A 22,746-nucleotide genomic window follows, 5' to 3' on the forward strand; every position below is an offset into this window, starting at 1 on the left:
AAAAAGCCTCCTAAATCCCCAAAAATCGCATAGAATAAAAAGAAATCCATTCACCGATAGAAGAGTCATTATGAAAGACAAAAACGACAATTCATCAGACAACGCTGGGCAGAAGCCCAAAAGCGTACTCGTGCCATTTCTTCTTTGCTTTCTCCTCAGCGTAGGCGCCTCTGGTGGCGTCAGTTTCTTCCTCGTCAGTTCCGCTAAGGATGACCCAGTGCTAGACAGCACGTTAAGTAAGTACGATGCTCGCATCACTGACGTGCAAAATGCTCAAAAAAAATACAGCATTCAAATTGATAAAATTGAAAAGGACAGCGATGAGCTCAAGCTATACCTTCGGCACAGTAGTGCCACCGCGCTGAAAAACATCCTGATCAACCAAGAAGAAAACATTCAGTCTTATCTGAAAGTAATGAAATCGGCCATCAATGACCTATCCAGAATCACGCCAGACAGTGCGGATTGGAATAGCCAATATCAATATAGAATGGATCTGGCATTGAAAAGCAGCCTTGAAAGAGAAGACCTGTTAAGGCTTTTGAAAACCGGTGAGCCTATCGAAAAAGCCTCACAAGAGTGAGGCTTTTTATGGTCATCAATTACTATCATCCCTCCGCGAGAACAAGCTTATTTAAATGCTCGCGGCGAGAGTTGTACCTTGCTTTATCGCCCGCTTGGCATCCAATTCAGATGCCACATTAGCCCCGCCAATCAAATGCATTGGCTTATCCAATCCAGCTTCTAATAAACGGTTCGATTCTTGCCCAGCGCAAATAATCACATTATCCACATCCAATACCTGAGACTTACCGTCTACAGACAAATGCAAACCTTGATCATCGATCTTGTGATAATCACAGCTAGATAACAAAGTAGCCCCTTTTTTCAATAACTCAGTGCGATGAATCCAGCCTGTGGTTTTGCCTAAATTTTCCCCTACTTTGCTTTTCTTACGCTGAAGCAGAAAAATATCACGCTCGGCGGGCTCAAACTTTGGCGTCATACCTTCAACGCCACCACGAGCACCTAAACTCATGTCCACTCCCCATTGGGACATAAAATCTTCAATTTTCTGAGCTTTATAAGCTTCAGCATGAATAAGGTATTCCGAAATATCGAAACCAATACCACCAGCACCGATGACTGCCACTCGCCTACCAACTGGGTGACCATCCATGACGTCTAGATAGCTCAATACTTTCGGATGATCAATGCCTTCGATTCCTGGGGTACGAGGCAAAATCCCCGTGGCCAATACCACTTCGTCTACATCTGACTGATTCAGAAAATGCGCATCCACTTTAGTATTTAACTGTAAATTTACCCCGGTTAATTCCACCTGACGCTTGAAATAGCGCAAGGTTTCATAGAATTCACCTTTACCCGGAATACGCTTGGCGATATTAAACTGACCACCTATCTCACTCGCAGCATCGTATAAGGTCACATCGTGACCACGTTTAGCCGCCGTCGTAGCGAACGCTAAACCAGCAGGCCCAGCACCAACCACCGCAATGCGTTTCTTTTCTTCGGCAGGCGCAATGACCAATTTGGTTTCATGACACGCACGAGGATTCACTAGGCAAGAAGTCAATTTGTTTGCAAACACATGATCTAAACAAGCTTGATTACAACCAATACAAGTATTGATCTCATCCGCTCTATTTTCCTGCGCTTTTAGCACAAATTCTGGGTCAGCCAAGAACGGCCGCGCCATCGACACAATATCCGCATCACCACGAGCCAACACCTCTTCAGCCACATCTGGCGCATTAATACGATTTGACGTGACCAAGGGAACATTTAACGACGCCTTTAGCTTAGCGGTTACCCAAGTAAAGGCCGCTCTTGGCACCTTTGTTGCTATCGTTGGAACACGCGCTTCATGCCAACCGATCCCAGTACTGATGATGCTAGCACCGGCTTTTTCAATTGCTAAACCAAGCTCTACCACCTCTTCTAACGTACTCCCGCCCTCAACAAGGTCCAGCATAGACAAACGGTAAATAATGATAAATGCTTCACCAACCACTTCGCGCACACGACGCACAACTTCGACAGGAAGACGAATGCGTTTTTCATATTCACCACCCCATTCATCCTCTCGCTGATTAGTACGGACCGCGATAAACTGGTTCAAAAAGTAGCCTTCCGACCCCATGATCTCCACACCATCATAACCAGCCTGCTTAGCCAGCTGCGCAGCGTTCACAAAGTCATTGATTTGCTTTTCGATTCCTTCATCAGTCAATGCTTCTGGCTTGAATGGATTAATCGGGGCTTGAATCGCGGATGGTGCCACCAGCTTTGGATTATAGGAATAACGACCGGTATGTAAGATTTGCATGCAAATCTTACCGCCTTCTTGATGCACGGCCTTGGTTATAACCTGATGCTCTGTTACATCTTTTTCAGACGCCATCACCGCCGCTCCAGCATACACCACGCCTTCTGCATTTGGCGCAATACCACCTGTCACAATTAGGGCAACACCACCACGAGCACGTTCTGCATAAAAAGCCGCCATACGCTCAATGCCACCTTTGACCTCTTCTAGACCTAAATGCATTGAACCCATTAGCACACGATTTTTTAGCTGAGTAAAACCAAGATCCAAAGGCTGAAATAAATGTGGGTAAGTTGCGTGACTCATAAGCGGCTCTCTTATTATTTTGACTTAAACGTTAACCATTGCAGCTGCCCGATCGCAATGTTGACACTGTCAAGATAAGTTTTCATTTTGACATTGTCAAGTTAGCCAGATAATAATCACCACATGACAAACTCAAAAAAATATCATCATGGTGATCTCACCAAGTCGTTACTTGATTCCGCTTCCAACTTAATCAAAGAGCATGGAGTCGAAAGTTTAAGCATGCGCAAACTAGCCGACGTTGTTGGCGTATCACGCACTGCCCCCTACCACCACTTTAAAGATAAAAATGCACTCTTGTGCGCCTTAGCGGAAAAAGGTTTTTACGAACAGGAAGAACTGCTTTGTCAGTTGCTCAAAAAAACGCTGCCAACAGCAGACCTGTTTAAACAGTATGTACACCTTTACTTAGAATACGCACAACAACACAGTGAAACTTACGATCTCATGTATGGACGGGTCATCTGGAAAGCTGGCACCCCAACAGAAAGCTTAGTCGCCGCCTCGCGACAAACCTTTAAAACCTGGATTGATTGGGTTGAGAAATTACAACAGGAAAACATCTTACCTGCCGACAATAGCGCTTTAAGAATTGGTCAAACGACCTGGGCCAGCCTACATGGATTGGCGAGATTCTACCTAGATGGGATTTACTTAGACAAACAAGATTTAAGCGGCATGGTTGATCAAATGATCAAAAACCTATGCCGCTCAATTCAATGAGCCCCTTATTCACTTCGGGGCATCACTCATAAAAATGAATGAAACAAACGCGCTTCAAATAGACCGGACTGTTTGAAGCGATCTAATGTCTTCGCACCTGCTAACACAGCCAAATCAAGCAAAGGCTCTAATAGCACAACACTCATGTAAGCAAGGCCAAAACTGGCAACGGAACTGAGGTTTTCTGCGCCAAATCCTTGACCGTAAAAAGCCCAGAAGGCCACCCAAGCCACAATACCACCTTGGTACATGAGGGACAGCTGCAGCGTTTGCTTATAAGAAATATCAACGTAAGCCGTATTAGGCGAAATAATTCGTTTCGCCACCATAGACATGGCAAACAAAGGCAACAATAAGGTCGTCATGTTCATACCATATTGCGGCAAATCAAATGGTGCAAAGAACATCCCTTGAATGAATAAACCAGATGCCAAACCAATGGCCGCCGCCGCTGGACCAAATATGAGAAATAAGGTGGAACCTAAGATAAAGTGAACTTCTGATACACCAACGGCCTGATGAGGCAGCACTTCAAAAAAGAAGAAAACCAATAGACTGGTTATCACGCTTCGTCCCAGTAATGAGAACAAACCAGACTGTTTAATCAATTCCGTCGCGGCTTTGAGGGTCAAACCTGCTGCCGCCAATGCGGTTCCGTAACTCAATAAAATTTTAGCGCCATCAACAACGCCTGCTTCAATATGCATTTTTCATCTCCTAATATGCAACACACTCACCCGTATGTGCTAAATCAGTGTCTACATGTATAGACTCAATCTACGAAGGCCGGTCTCCGGACTTGTCAGCCTATTGATCGATCAACATTCACGACTCAACTCCTTCCCACCTTCGCAGTGCAATTGAATCTGTCAACCAAAGCTTAAACATACCGTTGCGGGGGCAGCACAGGCTTAGTATTCACGTACCTGTTTCCCGTTTACTCTGCCGCATGTTTTAGAGTGCGACATGACACCTTCATAACCCGTTATTCTGACTCACTCAAATTAAGCGTCTGAATACGCCACAGAGACTACTGCCTCTGTTCTCATTAGGCAATTTTTAAAGTTGGATTATTCTCTTTTGAGGGAAAAACGTCGCCTTTAAGCAGGAGCAGCATCAATAAGATGTACTAGCTCGCTATCGATTTAAACTCAAAACACTTAGTAAACTTGCTACCTTCATTCACAAAAAAACACCATATCAACACGCTGAAAAGGTTAAAATTAATACTCAACAATAGCGGTTAACTTTGTGAGTCAGCATGCCACATGGAAAAGTGAAGATTTTACTGGTTAGTTTATTATGCTCATTTGCCCTAGCATTCTTTTTAGGCGAAATCGAAAGTAAGCGACTCTCGCATCAGGCCTCCATCAAACTGACGCAAAGTAACGAAAAACAAATCGCCTTCCTAGAGAATTTATTTCTCTCCATTTCGGTTGCTCTAAATCAGACCTCAGACCTCTATCAAGGACAATGTAATGCCGATGTTCTGAAATTCATGCGCAAGTCCATTTATAATATTGATGGGGTGATTGAAATCGGCATTGTAAAACAAGGAGATACTAGAGGCATTTTAACCTGTAGTTCTTGGGGGAAAAGCAAGGTTCAGGTTCGCAACCCTGAGCCACATGAAGGTTTCCAATTTTCCGGCCCACACAATTCTAATTTGTATAATGAAACAATTTACATCATCAAAAAGTCGACTGAACAAAACGAATTCAATGCTCTGATCAAACACACATCCATAGATAATTTATTGCAGAACATCAGAATTGATACGAAAAGCAAAGGCGCCGACCTCAAATATAATGAGGCAGAAATGCCATCAGAGCACGTAAGCAACCTATATTACAGCTACCAAGACAAACAAAACCTTAATGCATCAAGTGTGTATTACATCTCTATTTTTGTATTGTCCTTTTTGTTTTTCCAATTTGTCTCTATTCCATTTTTAACCTTCTTGTCAGGCAAAAAAAGATTAAAACGGAAAATCTATTCCGACAGCTTTTTCAATGTATACCAGCCTATTATTGACTCTCAAAATGGCGCGGTTTTTTCCTATGAAATTTTTACTCGCTGCAAAGATCAAGAACACGCTGCAGGCATTATTAGCAGCATCAAAAAATATAACCTCTACGTCGATCACACCTTATGGCAACTGGATAAACTGTCAACCGAACGCAATCATTTCCATTGTAAAAACTTTCAAATCAACTTGTCTGCCAAGCATTTGCTAAACAGTAAATTGATGGCCTATTTATCCTCTATTAATTCAGCGTCACGACAAGAAATCATCATTGAAATCACCGAAGACGAGGACCTATTTTTAAACCGGGAAAAAATCCAAAAAGCCATTATGATGCTGAAGCAACTAGGGTACCGGTTCGCATTGGATGATTTTGGTTCTGGCTTTTCGAACTTTTCGTATATCTTTGAATTTGATTTTGATTTCATCAAAATAGACAAAAGCATCCTCAAATCCAAAAATGCTGAATTCCTTGTGCCTTTCATTGAAATATTTAAAACCCTCAATTTACCTTGCATTATTGAAGGTGTTGAAGACAGTGATGACCAGCAACGGCTCACCAGCATTGATGTCCGCTACCATCAGGGGTGGTTCTACGGCAAACCACAAAAAGCCGGCATGGCTTAGGGAAGGTGCGAATAAGTCTTCTGAACGTTGGCTAAGCTCTCTTTATTCTTTGTTAAGCTTGTTGCCAATAGACTGATATTGGACGGCAAAACTTGCCTCGAATAAAAGAACGTTATTCCCACGCAGCCCCCAACAGGGATGTAGGGGATTAGAGCAACGCATAACCACAAGGATGTAGTGTAATAGGGCAACGCAGGAGCGGTTGCCGAGAAGCACCTTGCCGTAGCCAGTGAACGTGTTCGTACCTTCCTTAGCTAGAATGACTAAATATGAAATGGATAGAATGAGACTTGATAGAAGAGAATACTCTCTTCTATCAAGGATAAATGCTTAATCAGAAGGTCGGCGGCCAGACAATGAACTGCGGGCATTCATCTTAGATTCAATACGTTTTAACCAAGATGTACGATGAAAAATTGTGCCGCCAATAATACCAATAGAACTACCAATAAGAATGTCCAGCAATCGATGTTGCAACAAGACTTCGGTAGACATATTGGCACTGGTAAATTCCGCCATAATCACCGTCAAAGGGGTAATAAAAATCACCGCAGCACCGTAGTTTTTAACAATGAAGACTTCAATCAAAAACTGAAACACAAACATAAACAAAGCCAAATGCCAGTAATTGGGCTGAATGGAAAAGACACACCAGGCCAACCCCATGCCAATAACCGTTCCAATAATTCGATGTACATTTCGATGCCAAATCATCCGATAGGTCGCCCCTTGTAGAATCGCCGCACAGGAAATCGGCACCCACAAAGCATTGGCTAATTGTAACCACATGGCGACTAAATAAGATAAGCCGATGAAAAAAGCGACCAAAAATCCTTCCAGCAAAATCGCATTCACCCGAGGGTCGGTTTCAAATTGACTGAGTGGCAGATCATTCGCCCCTGTCATCAAGCTGTAAATAAACGCGATGATACACGCCATCATACCGCCAAGCGCGACCATACCAATATTGGCTGGAAGCTTGGTCAAATCAAACGGTAAATAAATGGCCAATGCCGACACCAAAATAAAGAAGAAACTCCCTGGCGTTGGCAAACAGTAGTATCGAGTAATCACGATGGCACCGAAGGATAAAATAGCCAAGGCTAAGGCCGCGACATAAGGATTAAAACTCGACAAGGCCCCCACACTGAAACACAGCATAAAACCAAACGAACACATTGCCATGGTCACCATACGATGTGCTGTGCGGGTTTTCGGTAAATATAAAATCACCATGGCCCCCAAACTGGCTAAGGTGGCGATGGCAAACTGCCCTAACGCCGCACCAATAAGAGGAGGGATACCGACACAGATGGCCGCCACGATCGCAATGTGCCAAGGACGTTTCACCTCACTCCATGAAAACAGACTTCCTACTTGCTCTTTGATTGACTTCAGCAATGAAACGCTCCCTTATTGGTCTAACTAAATGAACAGATTAACGGAAAATTCGTTCGGCCCACACACTTAAGCCCGATGCCACACTACCAAAATGATCGCCATCCACTACTGGAATACGGCCAATTTCATCTTCAATGGCCGCTCGAATAACAGGGGATTGAGCTGAACCGCCAGTAATGTAAATGAGGTCAGGTTGTTCCCCGGCTTGCTCAATGGCTTCAGTCATTAGAGAGAGCATTTTCTCCAGCGGCGGCGCGATGGATTTTGCCATGGCGTCACGAGGCAAACTTAACCCCAGTTCAGCTTCAATGTAATCCAGTGAGACTTGATGAGATAACGAATTTGAAAGGGCTATTTTAACCTCTTCGGCATTACGAACAATGTGAAAATTTTGCTTATCTTTTCGCAGTCGCGCAAAACGAGATAGTAACTCAGGGTGCGCAGCATCTCGTAATAGCTCTTCTATCTGCTGCTGAGTTTGCTGACTATTGAACGTGGCAATCGCCGACACATCGTTGGTAGTCACGGCATTCCAATACAATTGTGTTGGCATGGGCAGGCCAGTTTTAAGTCGCGAATCCATGCCAAATAATGGCATGAAATGCTTGCCAGCAATGCGTATGTCTAAATCATTCCCCCCCACACGTTCACCAGTATGGGCAAGAAAATCGTCTTTACGATCTAATTTTTCCGCATAACTTGGCCCCATTCTCACCATGGCACAATCCGTTGTACCACCGCCAATGTCGACCACCAATACGGTTTTGTCTTGCTCTAGTCTGGTTTCAAAATCTAACCCAGCGGCAATGGGTTCATATAAGAACTCCACGCATTCAAAACCGGCTCGCTTACTGGCCGTTGTCAAGATTTCAAGGGCTTGACGATTACTCGCTTCGGCATTGATCCCTTGAAAGTTAACCGGTCGGCCAATGACGGTTCGCGTCAAACTTTGCCCTAATGTGGCCTCGGCTTTTCGCTTGACATTTTGCATCATGCAAGCCACCACATCCTCAAAGAAATGAATGTGTTCACGGCGTAAACCAGAGCCCCCTAAAAAAGACTTTGGGGATTTAACAAAGTAACCCTCTTCCGGAAAATCATAATATTCAGCAAAGGCTTTTCGACCAAAGAACAACACTTGATCGTCCTGTCTCACATCCTCTTCTCGGCGCACTCGCTGTGCTCGCAACAAGGCTGCTTGCCTATCATGAAGAAAGGCTTGGCGTTGTGCTTCATCAAGCATATTATAGCCAACAGATTCCGTGATTAGGTCTCGATCGAGTGCGTATAACGTGGACGGCAGAAAAGCATTGTCATCTTCCAAAGGAAGTAGACGTGCCCCCTCCTCCGACATAACACCTATTGCGCAATTAGATGTACCATAATCGAAACCACAAATCATTTGATAAACCTGACCTTATATTCATTAACATTATGAAAAGCAGCGGACAATAACATAGAGAGAATAGACTGTCAGCTAAGCGGATCTAACAACAAAATGCGTCCATGACATCATAAAAACATAACCACCAAACGCAGCGAAAAAATAAAAAATACTGAAAGGAACAATCCTGAATCCACCATAAATTTAGCCTTTATGGATTACTTACACGAACTATTAGGAGCAGATGATGCACCTTTCGCTACAAAGCAAAATCATGTTACAAGCCATTTTCGTCGCCATTATTATTGCCATAGGTGTGGGTGGCGTATCCTTCTACGACTTCATCACGAGCAGTGAAGCCGGAATCAAATCGGAAGCCAAGTCACAAGCCGAATCCATTTCTACCTACATTAATGCTTGGTCCGATGATCGTTCAAACACGATGAAAGCCGTGAAACAAAAAATTGAACACGCGTTAACGACTAACCCACAAGCAGATGAACAACAAATTCTCGACATATTGCAGCAAGCCCAAACCAGTTTGAGTTTTGGTATGACGTTTTTGGGGCTTGAGAACGGCGACATGTATCGACATGATCCCTCTCTGAACAGTGCAGATTATGACCCGCGAGTCCGCAGTTGGTACAAAGATGCCAAAATGAAAAAATCAGCATATGTCACCACACCTTATATCTCTTCTTCAACGAAAAAACTCTCTATGACGTTTGTTGAACCCATTATGGTAAATGGGCAATTCAAAGGCGCCATTGGTGGCTTGGTTTTTTTAGACGATTTACTGGATAAAATCACCGCAATGAAAGTACTTGGCGGTGGCTACAGTACCTTGCTTGACGGCAATGGAAAAATCATTGCGCACCCAGAGAAAGGCCTTATTCTAAAAGAGGCCGCTGAATTATCCCCCATTCTAACACCAAGCTTTTTGAATGAAGCACGACGCACGGCTAAGTTCACCAGCTTAACAATCCAAAATCATGATGTCTTAATGTACGCCAGTAAAATTAAGAACAGCCCTTGGGTATTGGGCTTGATGATGGACCAAAAAAACTTAGATGCCCCACTTTATAAACTGGGTATTAATATCCTCATTGCCGTTGCGATTTTGCTTGTACTGACTTCCCTTGTCGTCATGCAGATCTCACGCATTTTATTAAAAGACTTACGACGCGTATCTGACAGCATGGCACAAATTGCGCAGGGAAATGGCGATCTTACCCAGCGTTTAACCACCCATTCAAAAGACGAAATAGCGGAACTGGTCAATAACTTCAACCACTTCGTTGCCCTACTGCAAACCACCATTTCGCACTTAAAAAAGATTGGTCTAGACTTATCCGATCAAGCCAATGCCTCTTATCGTTCATCACAACAAAGCGCTAAAAAACTGGAAGAGCAACAAGGCAATATTTCCATGGTGGCCACGGCGATTCATCAGATGGCACTAGCAACACAGGAAATCGCCGGCAATGCGACCAGCACCGCCAATAATGCAGATGAAACGGTCAATGCCAGTAGCCTAGGACAACAGCAGGTACTGAAAAGCCAAAACAGCATTCGCGACCTCGCTTCCGACATAGAAGGCGTTGCTGAAGTCATTAATAACTTGAGCCAAAACGCCGATGGCATCAATACCATCTTGACGACCATTTCTGAAATTGCTGAGCAAACTAATTTACTCGCCTTGAATGCCGCGATCGAAGCCGCGCGAGCAGGTGAACAAGGTCGCGGATTTGCCGTCGTCGCGGACGAAGTTCGCGTCTTGTCACAGCGTACCTACAGCTCCATTGAAGAGATTCAATCCATGATTGAGGCACTTCAAAGCATTACCAAAGACGCAGTGGGTAGAATCAAATTGAGCCACAAAAAAGCCGAAAGTAGTGTATTGGATGTCAATGAAGCGAAAAACAGTCTGGACCAAATCCAACACTCAGTTGCCATGATCAATGATCGAGCGGCACAAATCGCCACCGCCACTGAACAACAAACCAGTGTCACAGCCGAAGTAAATCAGAACACGAACGACATTCAAAAGAGTGCAACAGAGCTGGTCACACTGGCCTCAGACAGTGCCGCCCGTGCTGAAGAGCTCAAAACCCTTTCAGAGGATATGTTGACTGACATCAATCACTTTCGAACCTAACCGTTAATTCAGTTCTCTCGAAAATAAAAATGCCTGACAGTATTTGCTGTCAGGCATTTTTTTGACCACTCATCATTTATGTCTAGTAACAACTTATACCAAAGGTGATACACCAATCACGGCTTTGTGCAAGAAGAACACAATGGCAAACCAAGAGACCATCGCGAAGACAAAAGCCATCAGGTTATACTGCACGCCACCTTCTTCACGTACCACACCGTTACGACGATCACGACGGCGATAAACCGCAAAACTGACCACTGACCAAACCAATAAACTGCCGAATAAAATCACGTCAGCCAGTGTGCCATTACTCATCAAGTGTGCGAAAGCCCATAACTTCACTGCAATCAACAAAGGATAGCCCGTCTTAGATTTCAACGTCGTCTTTGGCACTATGGCTGAACCTAATGCAAATAAAGCCACCAACATGACTAAGGCTGAAATATGCTGAACGACGATCGGTGGATACCACAACCACACAGGCTGCAATCGCATCTGCATATAACCCATAATAACGAAGGCCAACGACAACAAGGTTAACAGTGCAAAGCGTGTATTCCATTGCATCATGCCATTTTTTTCACGATGCGTTTCACGCCAGTTAGGCACCACGATGCGAACCGAATGCACGCAGATAAAAACCGCCAACCCCAAAATCAACAATAACATTCTAACATGCCCCTTATAAATACAACCCCACGAGTTTGAAGAGATAAACGCTCATAAAAAAACGCCCACTCCAAACCAAAAACGCTTGAGATTATAAAGCAGATCTCGTAACAAGGATAACTTCTTACGTTGCACATAAATCACACATTTGTCGACAGGTCAGGAAATACGGCCAAACAGCCTCGAAAAGCCAATGAAAAGACGCTTTTACGACTAGAAAATCCTCACTTGTTTGCTAGAATACCGACTTTTTTACAATTGGGCTGGTGCCATGATCAAAACTCCCTATTACCTCATAGACAAAGCGGCTTTATTAAAGAACTTAGAAAAGATTGCCTATGTGCGTGAAACCTCTGGCGCCAAATCTTTGCTGGCTCTTAAATGCTTTGCAACTTGGTCAGTGTTTGACCTAATGCAAGAGTACATGGATGGCACCACATCCTCTTCGTTGTACGAAGTAAAACTGGGGAAAACGCGTTTCGAAGGTGAAACCCACGCCTACAGTGTGGCGTATTCCGATGACGAGATTGAAGAAGTCTTGGCGCATTCCGATAAAATCATTTTCAACTCGATTGGCCAGTTCAATCGTTTTAAAGACATGAGCCAGAACAAGACTCGCGGTTTGCGCGTCAACCCACAAGTCAGCACCTCTGAATTCATCATTGCCGACCCAGCCAGACCCTTCAGCCGTCTAGGTGAATGGGATCCTGAGCAAATCAGCACCGTCATCAATGACATTTCTGGTTTCATGTTTCATAACAACTGTGAAAACGACAGCTTTGAGCGCTTTGATGAGATGCTCAGCTTGATTGAAGAACGCTTTGGTCACCTGATCACACAAGTAAAATGGGTCAGCTTAGGTGGCGGTATCCACTTTACCGGTGAACACTACCCGCTTGACCGTTTTTGCCAACGCTTAAAAGCCTTTGCTGAAAAATATGACATTCAAGTCTACCTTGAGCCGGGAGAAGCCAGTATTACTAAGAGCACAAGCCTTGAAGTCACCGTGCTGGATACCTTATTCAATGGCAAAAATTTGGCCATCGTCGACAGCTCCATTGAAGCCCATATGCTGGACTTATTAATCTATCGTGAAAACGCAAAAATGCTGCCTAACGACGGCGAACATCAATACATGGTGTGTGGAAAATCCTGTCTTGCAGGTGATATTTTTGGCGAATTCAACTTTACTAAACCACTTAAGGTCGGAGATCGCTTGTCATTTCAAGATGCGGCGGGCTACACCATGGTAAAGAAAAACTGGTTTAATGGTGTCAAAATGCCGTCCATTGCCGTACGCCAATTAGATGGTCAGATCGAACTCGTCAGAGAATTCGACTATCAAGACTTTGAACAGAATCTGTCCTAACTCTACAGACTCAATTTTTGGAGAGAGTGTTACTATGAAAAAAAATGTCCTCATTATTGGTGGCGGAGGCGTGGCGCGCGTCGTCGCTCACAAATGCGCTCAACACAACGACACACTGGGCAATATCGCCATTGCTTCACGTAGCGTTGCGAAATGCGACAATATTGTCGCCAGTGTCCTAGACAAAGGCAGTATGAAAGTCGAAGGCCGCATTCAAGCATTTGCTCTAGATGCTTTAGATGTGCCAGCCACCGTAAAACTGATTCAAGACACGGAATCCCAAATTGTCATTAACGTGGGATCGGCCTTCATTAATATGTCTGTTTTAGAAGCCTGCATCGAAACCGGTGCTGCTTACTTGGACACAGCCATCCACGAAGAACCAGAAAAAATCTGTGAACAGCCACCTTGGTACGCCAACTATGAGTGGCAACGCCGTGATCGTTGTAAAGACAACAGCATCACCGCCATTCTCGGTGTGGGTTTTGATCCGGGTGTGGTCAACGCTTATGCGGCCTTAGCCTACAATGATTACTTCGACAGTGTCAGTGATATCGACATCATCGACATCAACGCAGGCAGCCACGGTAAATACTTTGCGACTAACTTTGACCCAGAGATCAACTTCCGTGAATTTACCGGACGTGTTTACTCTTGGCAAAACCGTCAGTGGCAAGAAAACAAAATGTTTGAAATCAGCCGTACCGACGACCTGCCCGTAGTTGGCGAACAAACAGCCTATATGACGGGCCATGATGAGGTTCACTCTTTATCACAAAACCTAGACGTGCCTAATGTTCGTTTCTGGATGGGGTTTGGCGAACACTACATTAACGTCTTCACCATTTTGAAAAACCTAGGCCTGCTGTCTGAGCAGCCTGTTAAAACCGCAGAAGGCTTAGAAGTGGTACCACTGAAAGTCGTAAAAGCAGTATTGCCTGACCCTTCTTCTTTGGCACCGGAATACACAGGTAAAACCTGCATCGGTGACGTTGTCAAAGGGATAAAAGATGGCGAAGAAAAAGAAGTCTTCATCTACAACGTGGCGGATCACAAAGACGCTTATAACGAAGTAGGTAGCCAAGGTATTTCTTACACCGCTGGTGTACCACCGGTTGCCGCGGCCATTTTGGTGGCGAACGGCACTTGGGATGCCAAAGAAATGCGCAACGTTGAGCAACTAGACCCTAAACCTTTCTTAGGTTTGTTGAACGACATGGGGCTTCCAACACGCATTAAAGACGAAAACGGCGATCGCCCTTTCACGCTTTAAGCCAGCTTATTCTTTAAAAAGAAAACGTTAGCAAATAAAAATCCCCTGTGAGCCTTCTCACTGGGGATTTTTTTATGATCGATTGCAGTGAACAACCTCATTTATTTATGCGATTCAATGAGGTTTTCATCCTTTCTACGGCTTGCCTTGGTGTTATTTCCCACACCTTCACAAAGGCTTTGTAAACCCCCCACAAAAAGAGCAAAGGCATGACCAAGGTTTTGAGTAAAAACAGCGCCATCAAATTTAAGAACCTATCCATGGAAGCATTCAAGGAATCCACATACCCCAAAATTTTGCTTTTTGCTGCCATGGTGACACGACTGAAACCACTGGTAAGGCTTTCAAAGGTACTCATTTCGCCATTCATGCGCTCAGTTAAGGACGCCATTTCATCGGCACTCTCTCGTTCTTGATCTGATAGATCAGCCAAGCTAATACGTTGAATTCGAATCTCATCGTTCAGCTGATCCAATTCAGTTTGAATGGCTTTCAATGCATCTGAGCGATTAAATAGACTATTAAAAGCACCCTCTTCTCCTGTCAACTTTGCTTTCTGCTCGCTTAACATGGCCTTTTCCTCATTAAGCTCTGCTAACGCGTCGCGCAACAATGACAGTTGCACTAACAGAGCATCATGCTTTTGTTTTTCCTGTTGCAAGTCTAGTGCAGCTTGGGCTTGTAACTCTGCAGTCAAATCCAATGACTGATCCAGTTGATCTGGGGAAACCGGAAACGCCTCCAGCGCCAAATTGTTTTGCGCAATGCGTGACTCAACAAAGGCGCTGTCTACCCAACTGCTTGCTAACGCCACTAAGGCGATGGAGAACTTACACAAACAGGCAAACAAAAACACCCGATAGATAACCACCAAGCCACTTAGAGAAAGGTAATAGCAAAGTAAATACAATCCACCAGACACACTGATAAAAACGTTGAAATACAAGGTTTGGAAGATTTCTACGAGAAATTTTTGAATCAATAACGAAGAAATGGCGTACTTCATAATGGTCGAAAAGTCTTCCACCAAATCATTCAATGGATCCAACATTTCACCAATCTGAATCGAGCCAACAATGGGGACATTAAGAGTAACGGTCGACAATACTGAGACTGTGGCATTGAATAATCTGGCCAAACCAAAAGACACGGATGAAGTCACTAATGAGGCATTTATGTAGTCTTCGGCGTAACTGTCTATCACTCCGACCCAAGCCAAGGCAACCACCACTGATACCAATAAAAAAGTCCGCCACCTTGTAAGCCACTGCTGCATACCATTCCCTTCTTATCGTATTTTTACTGCATCAAACATGGACACTAGCCTAATTTTCAATCGATCGCGAAGCATTCGACTACTTTTTGTTCAGCTTGTTTGATCTGCATTACACTTTGGATCTGACCTTACTCACCAAGAACTGCTAACATAGAGACAAAAAAATCGACCACAATAAGGAAAACATATGAGTCTGATTTGTGAATTGAATGATTTACGACGCTTGTATCACAAAGGTAAGACAAAGATGTTGTCAGGAACAATCAAAAAATAGATCTACTGTACAAAAAATGCCCAGATATCATCCAACTTGCTATAAGGAGACTGCAATGATGATACGCGATACAAACCTCAGGAAAACAAAACTATGGCTGACTTCTGCACTGCTTTTTGTCTGTTGCATTTGCTATGCTGCAGATGGTCAAAATAATCAGTTTACCTTGGTGATCAATGGGCAAAAGACGGAAGCACTGCCTATTGGATACAAATACATTGAGCATAATGAAATATTACTGGATAGCACGACTGGAAAACCGGTCGGTAAAGCCAGCGAACTCCTTAACCCCATGCCTATGGTAGAGAAAAGAAAGAATGGAGCTCTTTATTTAGTTGATGCAATAGATGACAAGGGTTATCACCTGCAAAACTATACACAGACTAAAGCAAGACATAATTGGGTACATAGATGGGACAAGCTTGGCATAGGATACCTATCAATTGATGACGTCACTTTATGGAGTTTAGGTGAAAATGAAGGTTCTGAGATTGAACTACTTGTTTACAACAATCAGAAAAACAAAATAAAAGGCCGGCTGCGAGATTTTGCAACCCTTTCACATACCGGTACTAAATATTCCATCGATTTTTTAATATATGAGATTGATGGTGACTGGCTTAAGGTCGGTGATGATGCTTGGTTTAAATATGATAAGCGTTTCACTAGCATCAGCTATTGGCAGGACAGTTTAGTCGGAACACCTGAAGATGAAGGTTGGCCTGGTTACTCCATTCTTAATCAACCACTACTGACCAAGGATGCATCCGGTCAATATAGCCAATCCAAAACGCGAGTAACCACCGAAGGTAAATTCATCTACTTACTGGAAAATGACGGCAACTATGGTTATGTAATGGCAACAGACAAACCTATCCCAACATGTGGTGATAAAAAAATCCCCCTGAAAGTGGACAAAGGCTGGATCCGAACTTTCGATGACAATAAGACACCGATATTACATATTGAAGGGATGATCTGCTAAACAAAGAATGCCTTGCTAGGCCATTCACTTTAATCTCAGTATCAAGCTAAAGTGGATGTTCAGATATCATGATATTCGACGGCTTTTTCTTCACCTTGTTTGAACTGCATTACACTCTGGATCTGACCTTACTCACCAAGAGCGACTAACATAAAGACAAAAAAATCGACCAAAATAAGGAAAACATATGAGTCTGATTTGCGAATTGAATGATTTACGACACTTGTACCATAAACGCGTTCCTAAGATGTTTCAGGGGTATTGCGAATCTGGCTCTTGGACACAACACACCTTAGGGTTAAACCAATCGGATTTTAATCAAATCTTATTTCGACAACGTGTCGCACGAGATTTAGAGCCTCGCACATTACAGAGCAAATTAGTGGGCCACGATGCAAGCATGCCGTTGGCCTTAGCACCGGTTGGCTTATTGGGTATGCAACATGCGGACGGTGAGATCTTAGCCGCACAAGCGGCAGAAGAGTTTGGCGTCCCCTTTACCTTATCCACCATGAGCATCTGCTCCATTGAAGCCGTGGCCGCCAAAACCCAATCGCCTTTCTGGTTCCAACTTTATGTGCAAAAAGATCGTGAATTTACGAAAAAACTCATTGATCGAGCCAAAGCTGCTGGCTGTTCTGCATTGGTGGTGACTTTAGATTTGCAAATGATTGGACGTCGCCATGCGGATCATAGAAACGGTATGACAGCGCCGCCGAAATTAACCATACCAAACCTATTCGACATCGCCCGCCGCCCTCGTTGGGCAATGAAGATGCTAACAACCAGCAATCGAGAATTTGGTAACATTCAAGGCTGTGCCACCGGTGTGGACGACATGAACGACCTAATGAAATGGACCGCAGGCTCATTTGATACCAAGCTTAGTTGGGAAGACATCCGCTACTTCCGCGACCTATGGCAAGGTCCACTCATCATCAAAGGCATCATGGAAGTGGAAGATGCCAAAGAATGCGTCAAATTGGGCGCCGATGCCATCGTCGTTTCCAACCACGGTGGTCGACAGCTGGACAGCGCTCGCTCTTCTATAAGCACTCTGCCTGAAATTGTTGCGGCGGTTGGCGATCAACTTGAAGTTTGGCTCGACAGCGGCATTCGCAGCGGTCAAGACATCATACGAGCGAAAGCACTCGGCGCGAAAGGCGTCATGGTGGGCCGACCTATGGTGTACGGTTTAGGGGCTATGGGCAAAGCCGGTGTTACTCGTATGTTGGAAATCTTCCACGAAGAAGCCGAACTCACCATGGCCTTCATCGGCCACCGAGACATCAAGGACATCAGCCGAAGCGATGTGGTGTTTCAACATGAAAAATTTAGAGATGTTTGAGACCAGATAATACATCTGAAATTCGTCAAGCCTTTTTACAGCACTTCACCAAAGAATCGCTTTAAAAAGGCTTCTGGTGGTTCTTCTGTGGAAAAGAGTTCGAAGTGAATCTGATAGCGAGGATCAACAATCGGTGTATCCGCTTCAATTTTAGTGGGTATATGGAACTGGCCTATTTTATGAAAAAAGTCACCCAGATAAAAAACCTTATTTATAATTGAAAGTTTTCATCATTTCATTTACCGCATAAAAAATAGGTCTATGATAATCACGTTATCGAAGATAGAAGCCAATCATTTAATATGAATGGCTTTGATAGACTGGAGACTAAATAAATTTATTTACCTGTAGGTTCGCAAGTTAATCTATTTTTAGGTAAATATATTTCACACCTTTGTTCTGCCCAAGGTGCAGCAACTGTGTAATAAAACCTACTAGAGCTTAGGTTAAAGTTGGTTGCATAAATTGTAGGAAAATTTTTATAGAGATTTAAATTCTCATTACCCGTTTCACAAAATCTTTTATTTATATTTTTTTTAATATTATTAACATGGATACAAGGGTCTCCTTTTTTCAAATAAACTACATATGAATATTTTTCATCAACAGCTCCCATTTTATCCACTTGATAATAATAATAGTCATCAATCGATTCAGCTTTAATATTGAAGACCTGTAATAATAGTAATATTAAAAGTAATTTTTTCACTTTAAGTTTATTCCTCGTGCATCAAATCTATTTTCATCAACGTTAAATTTAGTTAACCACATTACCTTATTAGTCATTATTTCATAGAGATTAGACGAATCACCACTAAGACTTTCTTTCAAATCCTTATAAATCGCTGGCACAATCTTCTTCCTCGTATTCCCTCGCTTATCGCCTGAACCGGTATAATGTCCTACATAACGAAGATCGGTAATCACTTCCCTAACTTTCTCACTCAACTCATCCCAATTAAGCTCTGCCCCATCTATGTAGGCATTTCTGACATCAAGTTTAGTGGTTAATCGTTTCGCATCATTTTCATAAAACGCATATGATTCAAGGAACAGGTAATGCTGCATTTTACGCGTAATTTCTTGCTCTTCTTTAGGCACTTTAGCGTCTAGGGTTAACCAATAATCATAAGCCGCCTGTTTTGTTTTACCTGCTCCTTTTTTAAGCCAATCTAATAATTTAGGACTGATTGGCTTGCAACTTACGGCGGCGGCATTAAAGTACTGCTCAACCTCAGAGGCTGGTTTATTACCTATGTCAAAACCTCGACCAATCGTAATACCCGAATCCTCAATTACATTACCTGAATTATTCGGCACATGAGGCTTTCGTGTAAACATAAAGCTGGACTCAACATCCGTACCTTCTGAATCAAAAGTAAGTTGCCCCTTAGGCACCGTGAGCCACTTCTCATCCATTTCATCATCAAATGAGTGTATCGGCCACCAATTCCATACTTCTTTTGGCAGACCCAAACTGCTGGCGTCCTGCATCCAAACTAACTCATCCACCCGCTCTTTTTCATGCTCGATCAATTCAGCAATGTAAAGCGCGGCTGGTATATTCTCACCACAAAAAAGCCAGTTACGCTTGAAGTAACTGGCTCTGTAATAAAGATTTATGTTCTCTGATCTATTTAATATTCATCAAACGCATGATCTTGTAGGCATTGCTCACGACGTACCACCTGCCCCCCTTCGCTAATACTAAATTCACCGTGGAAGCGGAGGCTTTCTGAGTCTGAAGTCGTTCTATGATTTTCAAAAGCAAAGGTTTTATCATCACCATTAAATTTAATGCCATTCACAACATACTTTTTCCCATCTTTTTTATAAGGTCGATCTCCATCTTTAAACTCGCTACTCGCTACACTAAAACGATATTGATCATTACCTTGTTTATCCAATCTAAAATCTGCTGACTTCAATTTTCTGAAAGTAAACATAGAAAAAAAACGACGAGGCGATGCACAAATTGTGGCAATTTCTCCGCTTTCAAAAGTACATTTGGCAAGCAGTAACTTTCCACTCTCACAAGGAGGTCGTATTTGATCGCAAGCATAATCTTCAACATTTTTTAGCGTAAATATATGCTGTTTCGATATGGTGTAATAATCATCCGTTTTTTCACTCGTAAACACACTTTCAAACTTCTTCAACGGATTAAGATTAGAATCAAATATATACAAATAATTATAATCGGATATATCAATCCTACTACCCTGCTCATCTCTTCCCGAAGTATTCAGCATTACCACTGGATAAGAATCATTACCACAGGTTAATACTTTATTATATTGAGTGGTAGTAGGCATGCTATCATGAATAAAAAAATGAGTTTTTTTACTCTCAAATCTAATATAAACACTCTGAAAGTTATCTGGCATAGCTCCACCAGGGAAAGACTTATCCAACTCTGAAAACTCATCTTTCTTTACTTTTTCAACCCGAATATCCCAATCGTTTGCCCATACAATATTTATTGAAAAAAGACTAATTAACAACCATTTAAAATGCTTCATTAAATATCCCATCATTATAATAAGAAGAAAAATTATCTCTCCTTTCCTTTTTAGATTTTTCACTAGTTCCTGAGTTTATAATTTTTGTAACATTATCTACTATGGTGCCACTACTACCTTTATCAGCCTTTTCCCATATCGCATTATCCAACCAAAATATACCAGCACTTCGTACAGCATATTTGATTTGAAGAAGCAGATCTGGATTGGCTTCAAAGTCGATATTCTCTTCAGGCCATAGAATATTATATACTCGACTTGCATTACGATAATTTTTCTTACCAGTTAACTGAAAAATACCACGCCCACGATATCTCCATCCGTCACCAGAGGCTATGTTGCCATTACCATTTCTATTTGCATAAGCACGATTCGCTATTTGTTCTGGGTTTGATGAATGTCCACCTTCTCCATCAACTCTTCCATATAAATCAGCCTCTCTTGGGTTATCCCTAAAATATTTGAATGGGCCCCTTCCCTTATCCTTATCCTTCTGCTTTAACTTCTTTGCGCTATAGTGTAAGTTTTCTTCTAAGCTAAAGCCCTTACCCGCTTCCTTTTTAGCCTGAGCCAAAAAGTGATTTAACCTTAAAAGAGTATCTAATTTTAACGTGGCGGATATTTCATTAATCTCATCTGCCACCGCTTCCAAGTCCTCAATATCGACAAGAAATACAAAGTCATCGTCTTTTTCGTTCCACACTAACCTCAACATCTCTTTAGTAATATAACAACCCGGTTTAAATGCCATACCAGTACCTATCGGCCACCAATTCCAAACTACTTTTGGCAAACCCAAACTACTGGCTTCCTGCATCCAGATCAGTTTATCCACTCGCTCTTTTTCATGATCAATCAGTTTTTCAAAATTAGAACTGTCAACTATTCCTAATATGGTTTGCCAAACAGTCTTGTCTGCTGCTTTGTCATACCATTCGCTAGCGTGTTTATGGTACATATATTGTGCACTGTCCCACTTGGATAAATTTTTAGCTATCTCTGTGCCAGGGACATCACTTTCATCCAAAGTCACAATTTGGTGGAAGTTTTTAAAAAAGCCATTTGGTTTATTCCGGTCTAAATAGCCGTCCGAGTCATCATCACCTTCCACTTTTTTAACTTTATCTAGGTTGGCTTCACCAAAGAATCGCTTTAAAAAGGCTTCTGGTGGTTCTTCAGTGGAAAAGAGTTCGAAGTGAATCTGATAGCGAGGGTCAACCACCGGCGTATCCGCTTCAATTTGAGTAGGTATGTGGAACTGACCAAGGTAGCCAATGGCGTCACCGCCCTTTATATCAATTTGTTCAGCGCCGCTCAACTCGATAAGAGCACCTTGTTTTACCGTCGTTGCATCGATGGTTTTGACTAAGTCCTCGTCCACACACAACCAGGTTTCAGCAATACTACTGCCTCCAGAGTTTAATGGAGGCTCCAAAGTACAACGAGCAAAGTGCCGAACCTTCATACCAAACGCTTTGGGTTTAAGCTGTCTTGGATCATATTTGAACTTCTGTCCTTTACTAACAGCGTAATTAGCTTTCTCCATGCTGTCGGTACGGCAAGATAGCCCGTCCTCATCAGTAACTTCAGCGGTTATTTCAGTATAAAGCCAATTCGGCAATTTAAAACCGTTAACCTGTTCAAAAATCTGCTCTTCTGCTAAAGGAGCCAGATGCATGTATAGGGAAAAAAAGGTAAAAGTTTTTGTTTGATCATCTTCTGTATAGGAAAATTTATGTTGTAATAAACAAAAGTCTCTAGAATACGGCAATTCAATACCGCGATATACCGATGTTGAATACACATTATTAACACGGTAAGCCACCACCTTTCCATCCGCAATTGCCATAATCGGATGGTCTTTCTGACAATGAGGCGCGTTTTTTAACGAGAGATGCATTCCTCCGTGCCAAGAAGAATTACCTGGATTAAAGCCATATTGACCGGCCACTTCTTTCTGAAGCTGGGTCTGCAATTCATTACCATCTTCATAAACATGGCCATTAGGCTTAGGCACAGGGTAAACAAACTTCATCGTCATTATTGCTTTTC

18 protein-coding genes and 1 riboswitch are annotated in these 22,746 nt (G+C 42.8%); of the genes, 8 read left to right on the forward strand and 10 right to left on the reverse strand.

What is annotated here, in order from left to right; translation table 11 throughout:
* Positions 1–70: 70 nt before the first annotated feature.
* Positions 71–583 (forward strand): hypothetical protein, encoded by a 513-nt coding sequence (locus tag MAR181_RS12515; RefSeq protein WP_013796965.1) that lies wholly within the window; start codon positions 71–73, stop codon positions 581–583.
* 51 nt (positions 584–634) lie between these two features.
* Here MAR181_RS12515 and MAR181_RS12520 read toward each other — a convergent pair whose 3' ends face one another.
* Entirely contained in the window at positions 635–2,656 is a 2,022-nt protein-coding gene (locus tag MAR181_RS12520) for an NADPH-dependent 2,4-dienoyl-CoA reductase (RefSeq protein WP_013796966.1), read from the reverse strand.
* A gap of 123 nt (positions 2,657–2,779) precedes the next feature.
* On the opposite strand from MAR181_RS12520, the gene MAR181_RS12525 reads away from it, so the two are divergent.
* Positions 2,780–3,379 carry a TetR/AcrR family transcriptional regulator gene (locus MAR181_RS12525; RefSeq protein ID WP_013796967.1) on the forward strand — a complete coding sequence of 200 codons (600 nt, stop codon included), beginning with the start codon at positions 2,780–2,782 and terminating at the stop codon, positions 3,377–3,379.
* A 26-nt stretch (positions 3,380–3,405) separates the two neighbouring features.
* On the opposite strand, the gene MAR181_RS12530 is transcribed toward MAR181_RS12525, so the two are convergent.
* Positions 3,406–4,086: an energy-coupling factor ABC transporter permease gene (locus tag MAR181_RS12530; RefSeq protein ID WP_013796968.1), complete on the reverse strand. Its 681-nt coding sequence runs from the start codon at positions 4,084–4,086 to the stop codon at positions 3,406–3,408.
* A gap of 60 nt (positions 4,087–4,146) precedes the next feature.
* Positions 4,147–4,371: riboswitch (cobalamin riboswitch) on the reverse strand.
* A gap of 269 nt (positions 4,372–4,640) precedes the next feature.
* On the opposite strand from MAR181_RS12530, the gene MAR181_RS12535 reads away from it, so the two are divergent.
* Complete coding sequence (locus MAR181_RS12535) at positions 4,641–6,032, forward strand: EAL domain-containing protein (RefSeq protein ID WP_013796969.1); 1,392 nt, start codon at positions 4,641–4,643, stop codon at positions 6,030–6,032.
* A gap of 330 nt (positions 6,033–6,362) precedes the next feature.
* Here MAR181_RS12535 and MAR181_RS12540 read toward each other — a convergent pair whose 3' ends face one another.
* Positions 6,363–7,433: an FUSC family protein gene (locus tag MAR181_RS12540; RefSeq protein ID WP_013796970.1), complete on the reverse strand. Its 1,071-nt coding sequence runs from the start codon at positions 7,431–7,433 to the stop codon at positions 6,363–6,365.
* A 37-nt stretch (positions 7,434–7,470) separates the two neighbouring features.
* Positions 7,471–8,835 carry a molecular chaperone gene (gene yegD / locus MAR181_RS12545; RefSeq protein ID WP_013796971.1) on the reverse strand — a complete coding sequence of 455 codons (1,365 nt, stop codon included), beginning with the start codon at positions 8,833–8,835 and terminating at the stop codon, positions 7,471–7,473.
* Positions 8,836–9,061: 226 nt separating this feature from the next.
* Here yegD and MAR181_RS12550 point away from each other — a divergent pair, with 226 nt between their 5' ends.
* Positions 9,062–10,975, forward strand: a complete 1,914-nt coding sequence (locus tag MAR181_RS12550; RefSeq protein ID WP_245546157.1) for a methyl-accepting chemotaxis protein — start codon at positions 9,062–9,064, stop codon at positions 10,973–10,975.
* 93 nt (positions 10,976–11,068) lie between these two features.
* Here MAR181_RS12550 and MAR181_RS12555 read toward each other — a convergent pair whose 3' ends face one another.
* Positions 11,069–11,647 carry an NnrU family protein gene (locus MAR181_RS12555; RefSeq protein ID WP_013796973.1) on the reverse strand — a complete coding sequence of 193 codons (579 nt, stop codon included), beginning with the start codon at positions 11,645–11,647 and terminating at the stop codon, positions 11,069–11,071.
* 271 nt (positions 11,648–11,918) lie between these two features.
* On the opposite strand from MAR181_RS12555, the gene nspC reads away from it, so the two are divergent.
* Together nspC and MAR181_RS12565 are read left to right on the forward strand one after the other, a co-directional pair.
* The gene (gene nspC / locus MAR181_RS12560; RefSeq protein ID WP_013796974.1) at positions 11,919–13,016 is read left to right on the forward strand and encodes a carboxynorspermidine decarboxylase; all 1,098 of its coding nucleotides are present in this window, start codon (positions 11,919–11,921) and stop codon (positions 13,014–13,016) included.
* A gap of 34 nt (positions 13,017–13,050) precedes the next feature.
* Positions 13,051–14,289, forward strand: a complete 1,239-nt coding sequence (locus MAR181_RS12565; RefSeq protein ID WP_013796975.1) for a saccharopine dehydrogenase family protein — start codon at positions 13,051–13,053, stop codon at positions 14,287–14,289.
* A 97-nt stretch (positions 14,290–14,386) separates the two neighbouring features.
* Here the strand turns inward: MAR181_RS12565 and MAR181_RS12570 are convergent, their stop codons facing one another.
* Positions 14,387–15,565: a hypothetical protein gene (locus tag MAR181_RS12570; protein ID WP_013796976.1), complete on the reverse strand. Its 1,179-nt coding sequence runs from the start codon at positions 15,563–15,565 to the stop codon at positions 14,387–14,389.
* 329 nt (positions 15,566–15,894) lie between these two features.
* Between MAR181_RS12570 and MAR181_RS12575 the strand changes: the two genes are divergently transcribed.
* Together MAR181_RS12575 and MAR181_RS12580 are read left to right on the forward strand one after the other, a co-directional pair.
* Positions 15,895–16,824 (forward strand): hypothetical protein, encoded by a 930-nt coding sequence (locus MAR181_RS12575; RefSeq protein WP_013796977.1) that lies wholly within the window; start codon positions 15,895–15,897, stop codon positions 16,822–16,824.
* Positions 16,825–17,011: 187 nt separating this feature from the next.
* Positions 17,012–18,172, forward strand: coding sequence for an alpha-hydroxy acid oxidase (locus tag MAR181_RS12580; protein ID WP_013796978.1), 1,161 nt, complete (start codon positions 17,012–17,014; stop codon positions 18,170–18,172).
* A 337-nt stretch (positions 18,173–18,509) separates the two neighbouring features.
* Here the strand turns inward: MAR181_RS12580 and MAR181_RS12585 are convergent, their stop codons facing one another.
* The 4 genes from MAR181_RS12585 to MAR181_RS18125 form a co-directional block, all read right to left on the reverse strand.
* A complete protein-coding gene (locus MAR181_RS12585; RefSeq protein WP_013796979.1) occupies positions 18,510–18,881 on the reverse strand; it encodes a hypothetical protein in 372 nt (123 codons plus the stop codon).
* Complete coding sequence (locus tag MAR181_RS12590; RefSeq protein WP_171810322.1) at positions 18,878–19,684, reverse strand: pesticin C-terminus-like muramidase; 807 nt, start codon at positions 19,682–19,684, stop codon at positions 18,878–18,880. Before MAR181_RS12590 ends, MAR181_RS12585 begins: the two co-directional genes overlap by 4 nt.
* A gap of 125 nt (positions 19,685–19,809) precedes the next feature.
* Complete coding sequence (locus MAR181_RS12595) at positions 19,810–20,694, reverse strand: hypothetical protein (RefSeq protein ID WP_013796981.1); 885 nt, start codon at positions 20,692–20,694, stop codon at positions 19,810–19,812.
* A complete protein-coding gene (locus MAR181_RS18125; RefSeq protein ID WP_013796982.1) occupies positions 20,681–22,735 on the reverse strand; it encodes a glycoside hydrolase family 19 protein in 2,055 nt (684 codons plus the stop codon). The genes MAR181_RS12595 and MAR181_RS18125 overlap by 14 nt, the downstream gene beginning before the upstream one ends.
* Between the last annotated feature and the right edge of the window lie 11 nt (positions 22,736–22,746).

The organism is Marinomonas posidonica IVIA-Po-181 (assembly GCF_000214215.1).
Taxonomy (GTDB): domain Bacteria; phylum Pseudomonadota; class Gammaproteobacteria; order Pseudomonadales; family Marinomonadaceae; genus Marinomonas; species Marinomonas posidonica.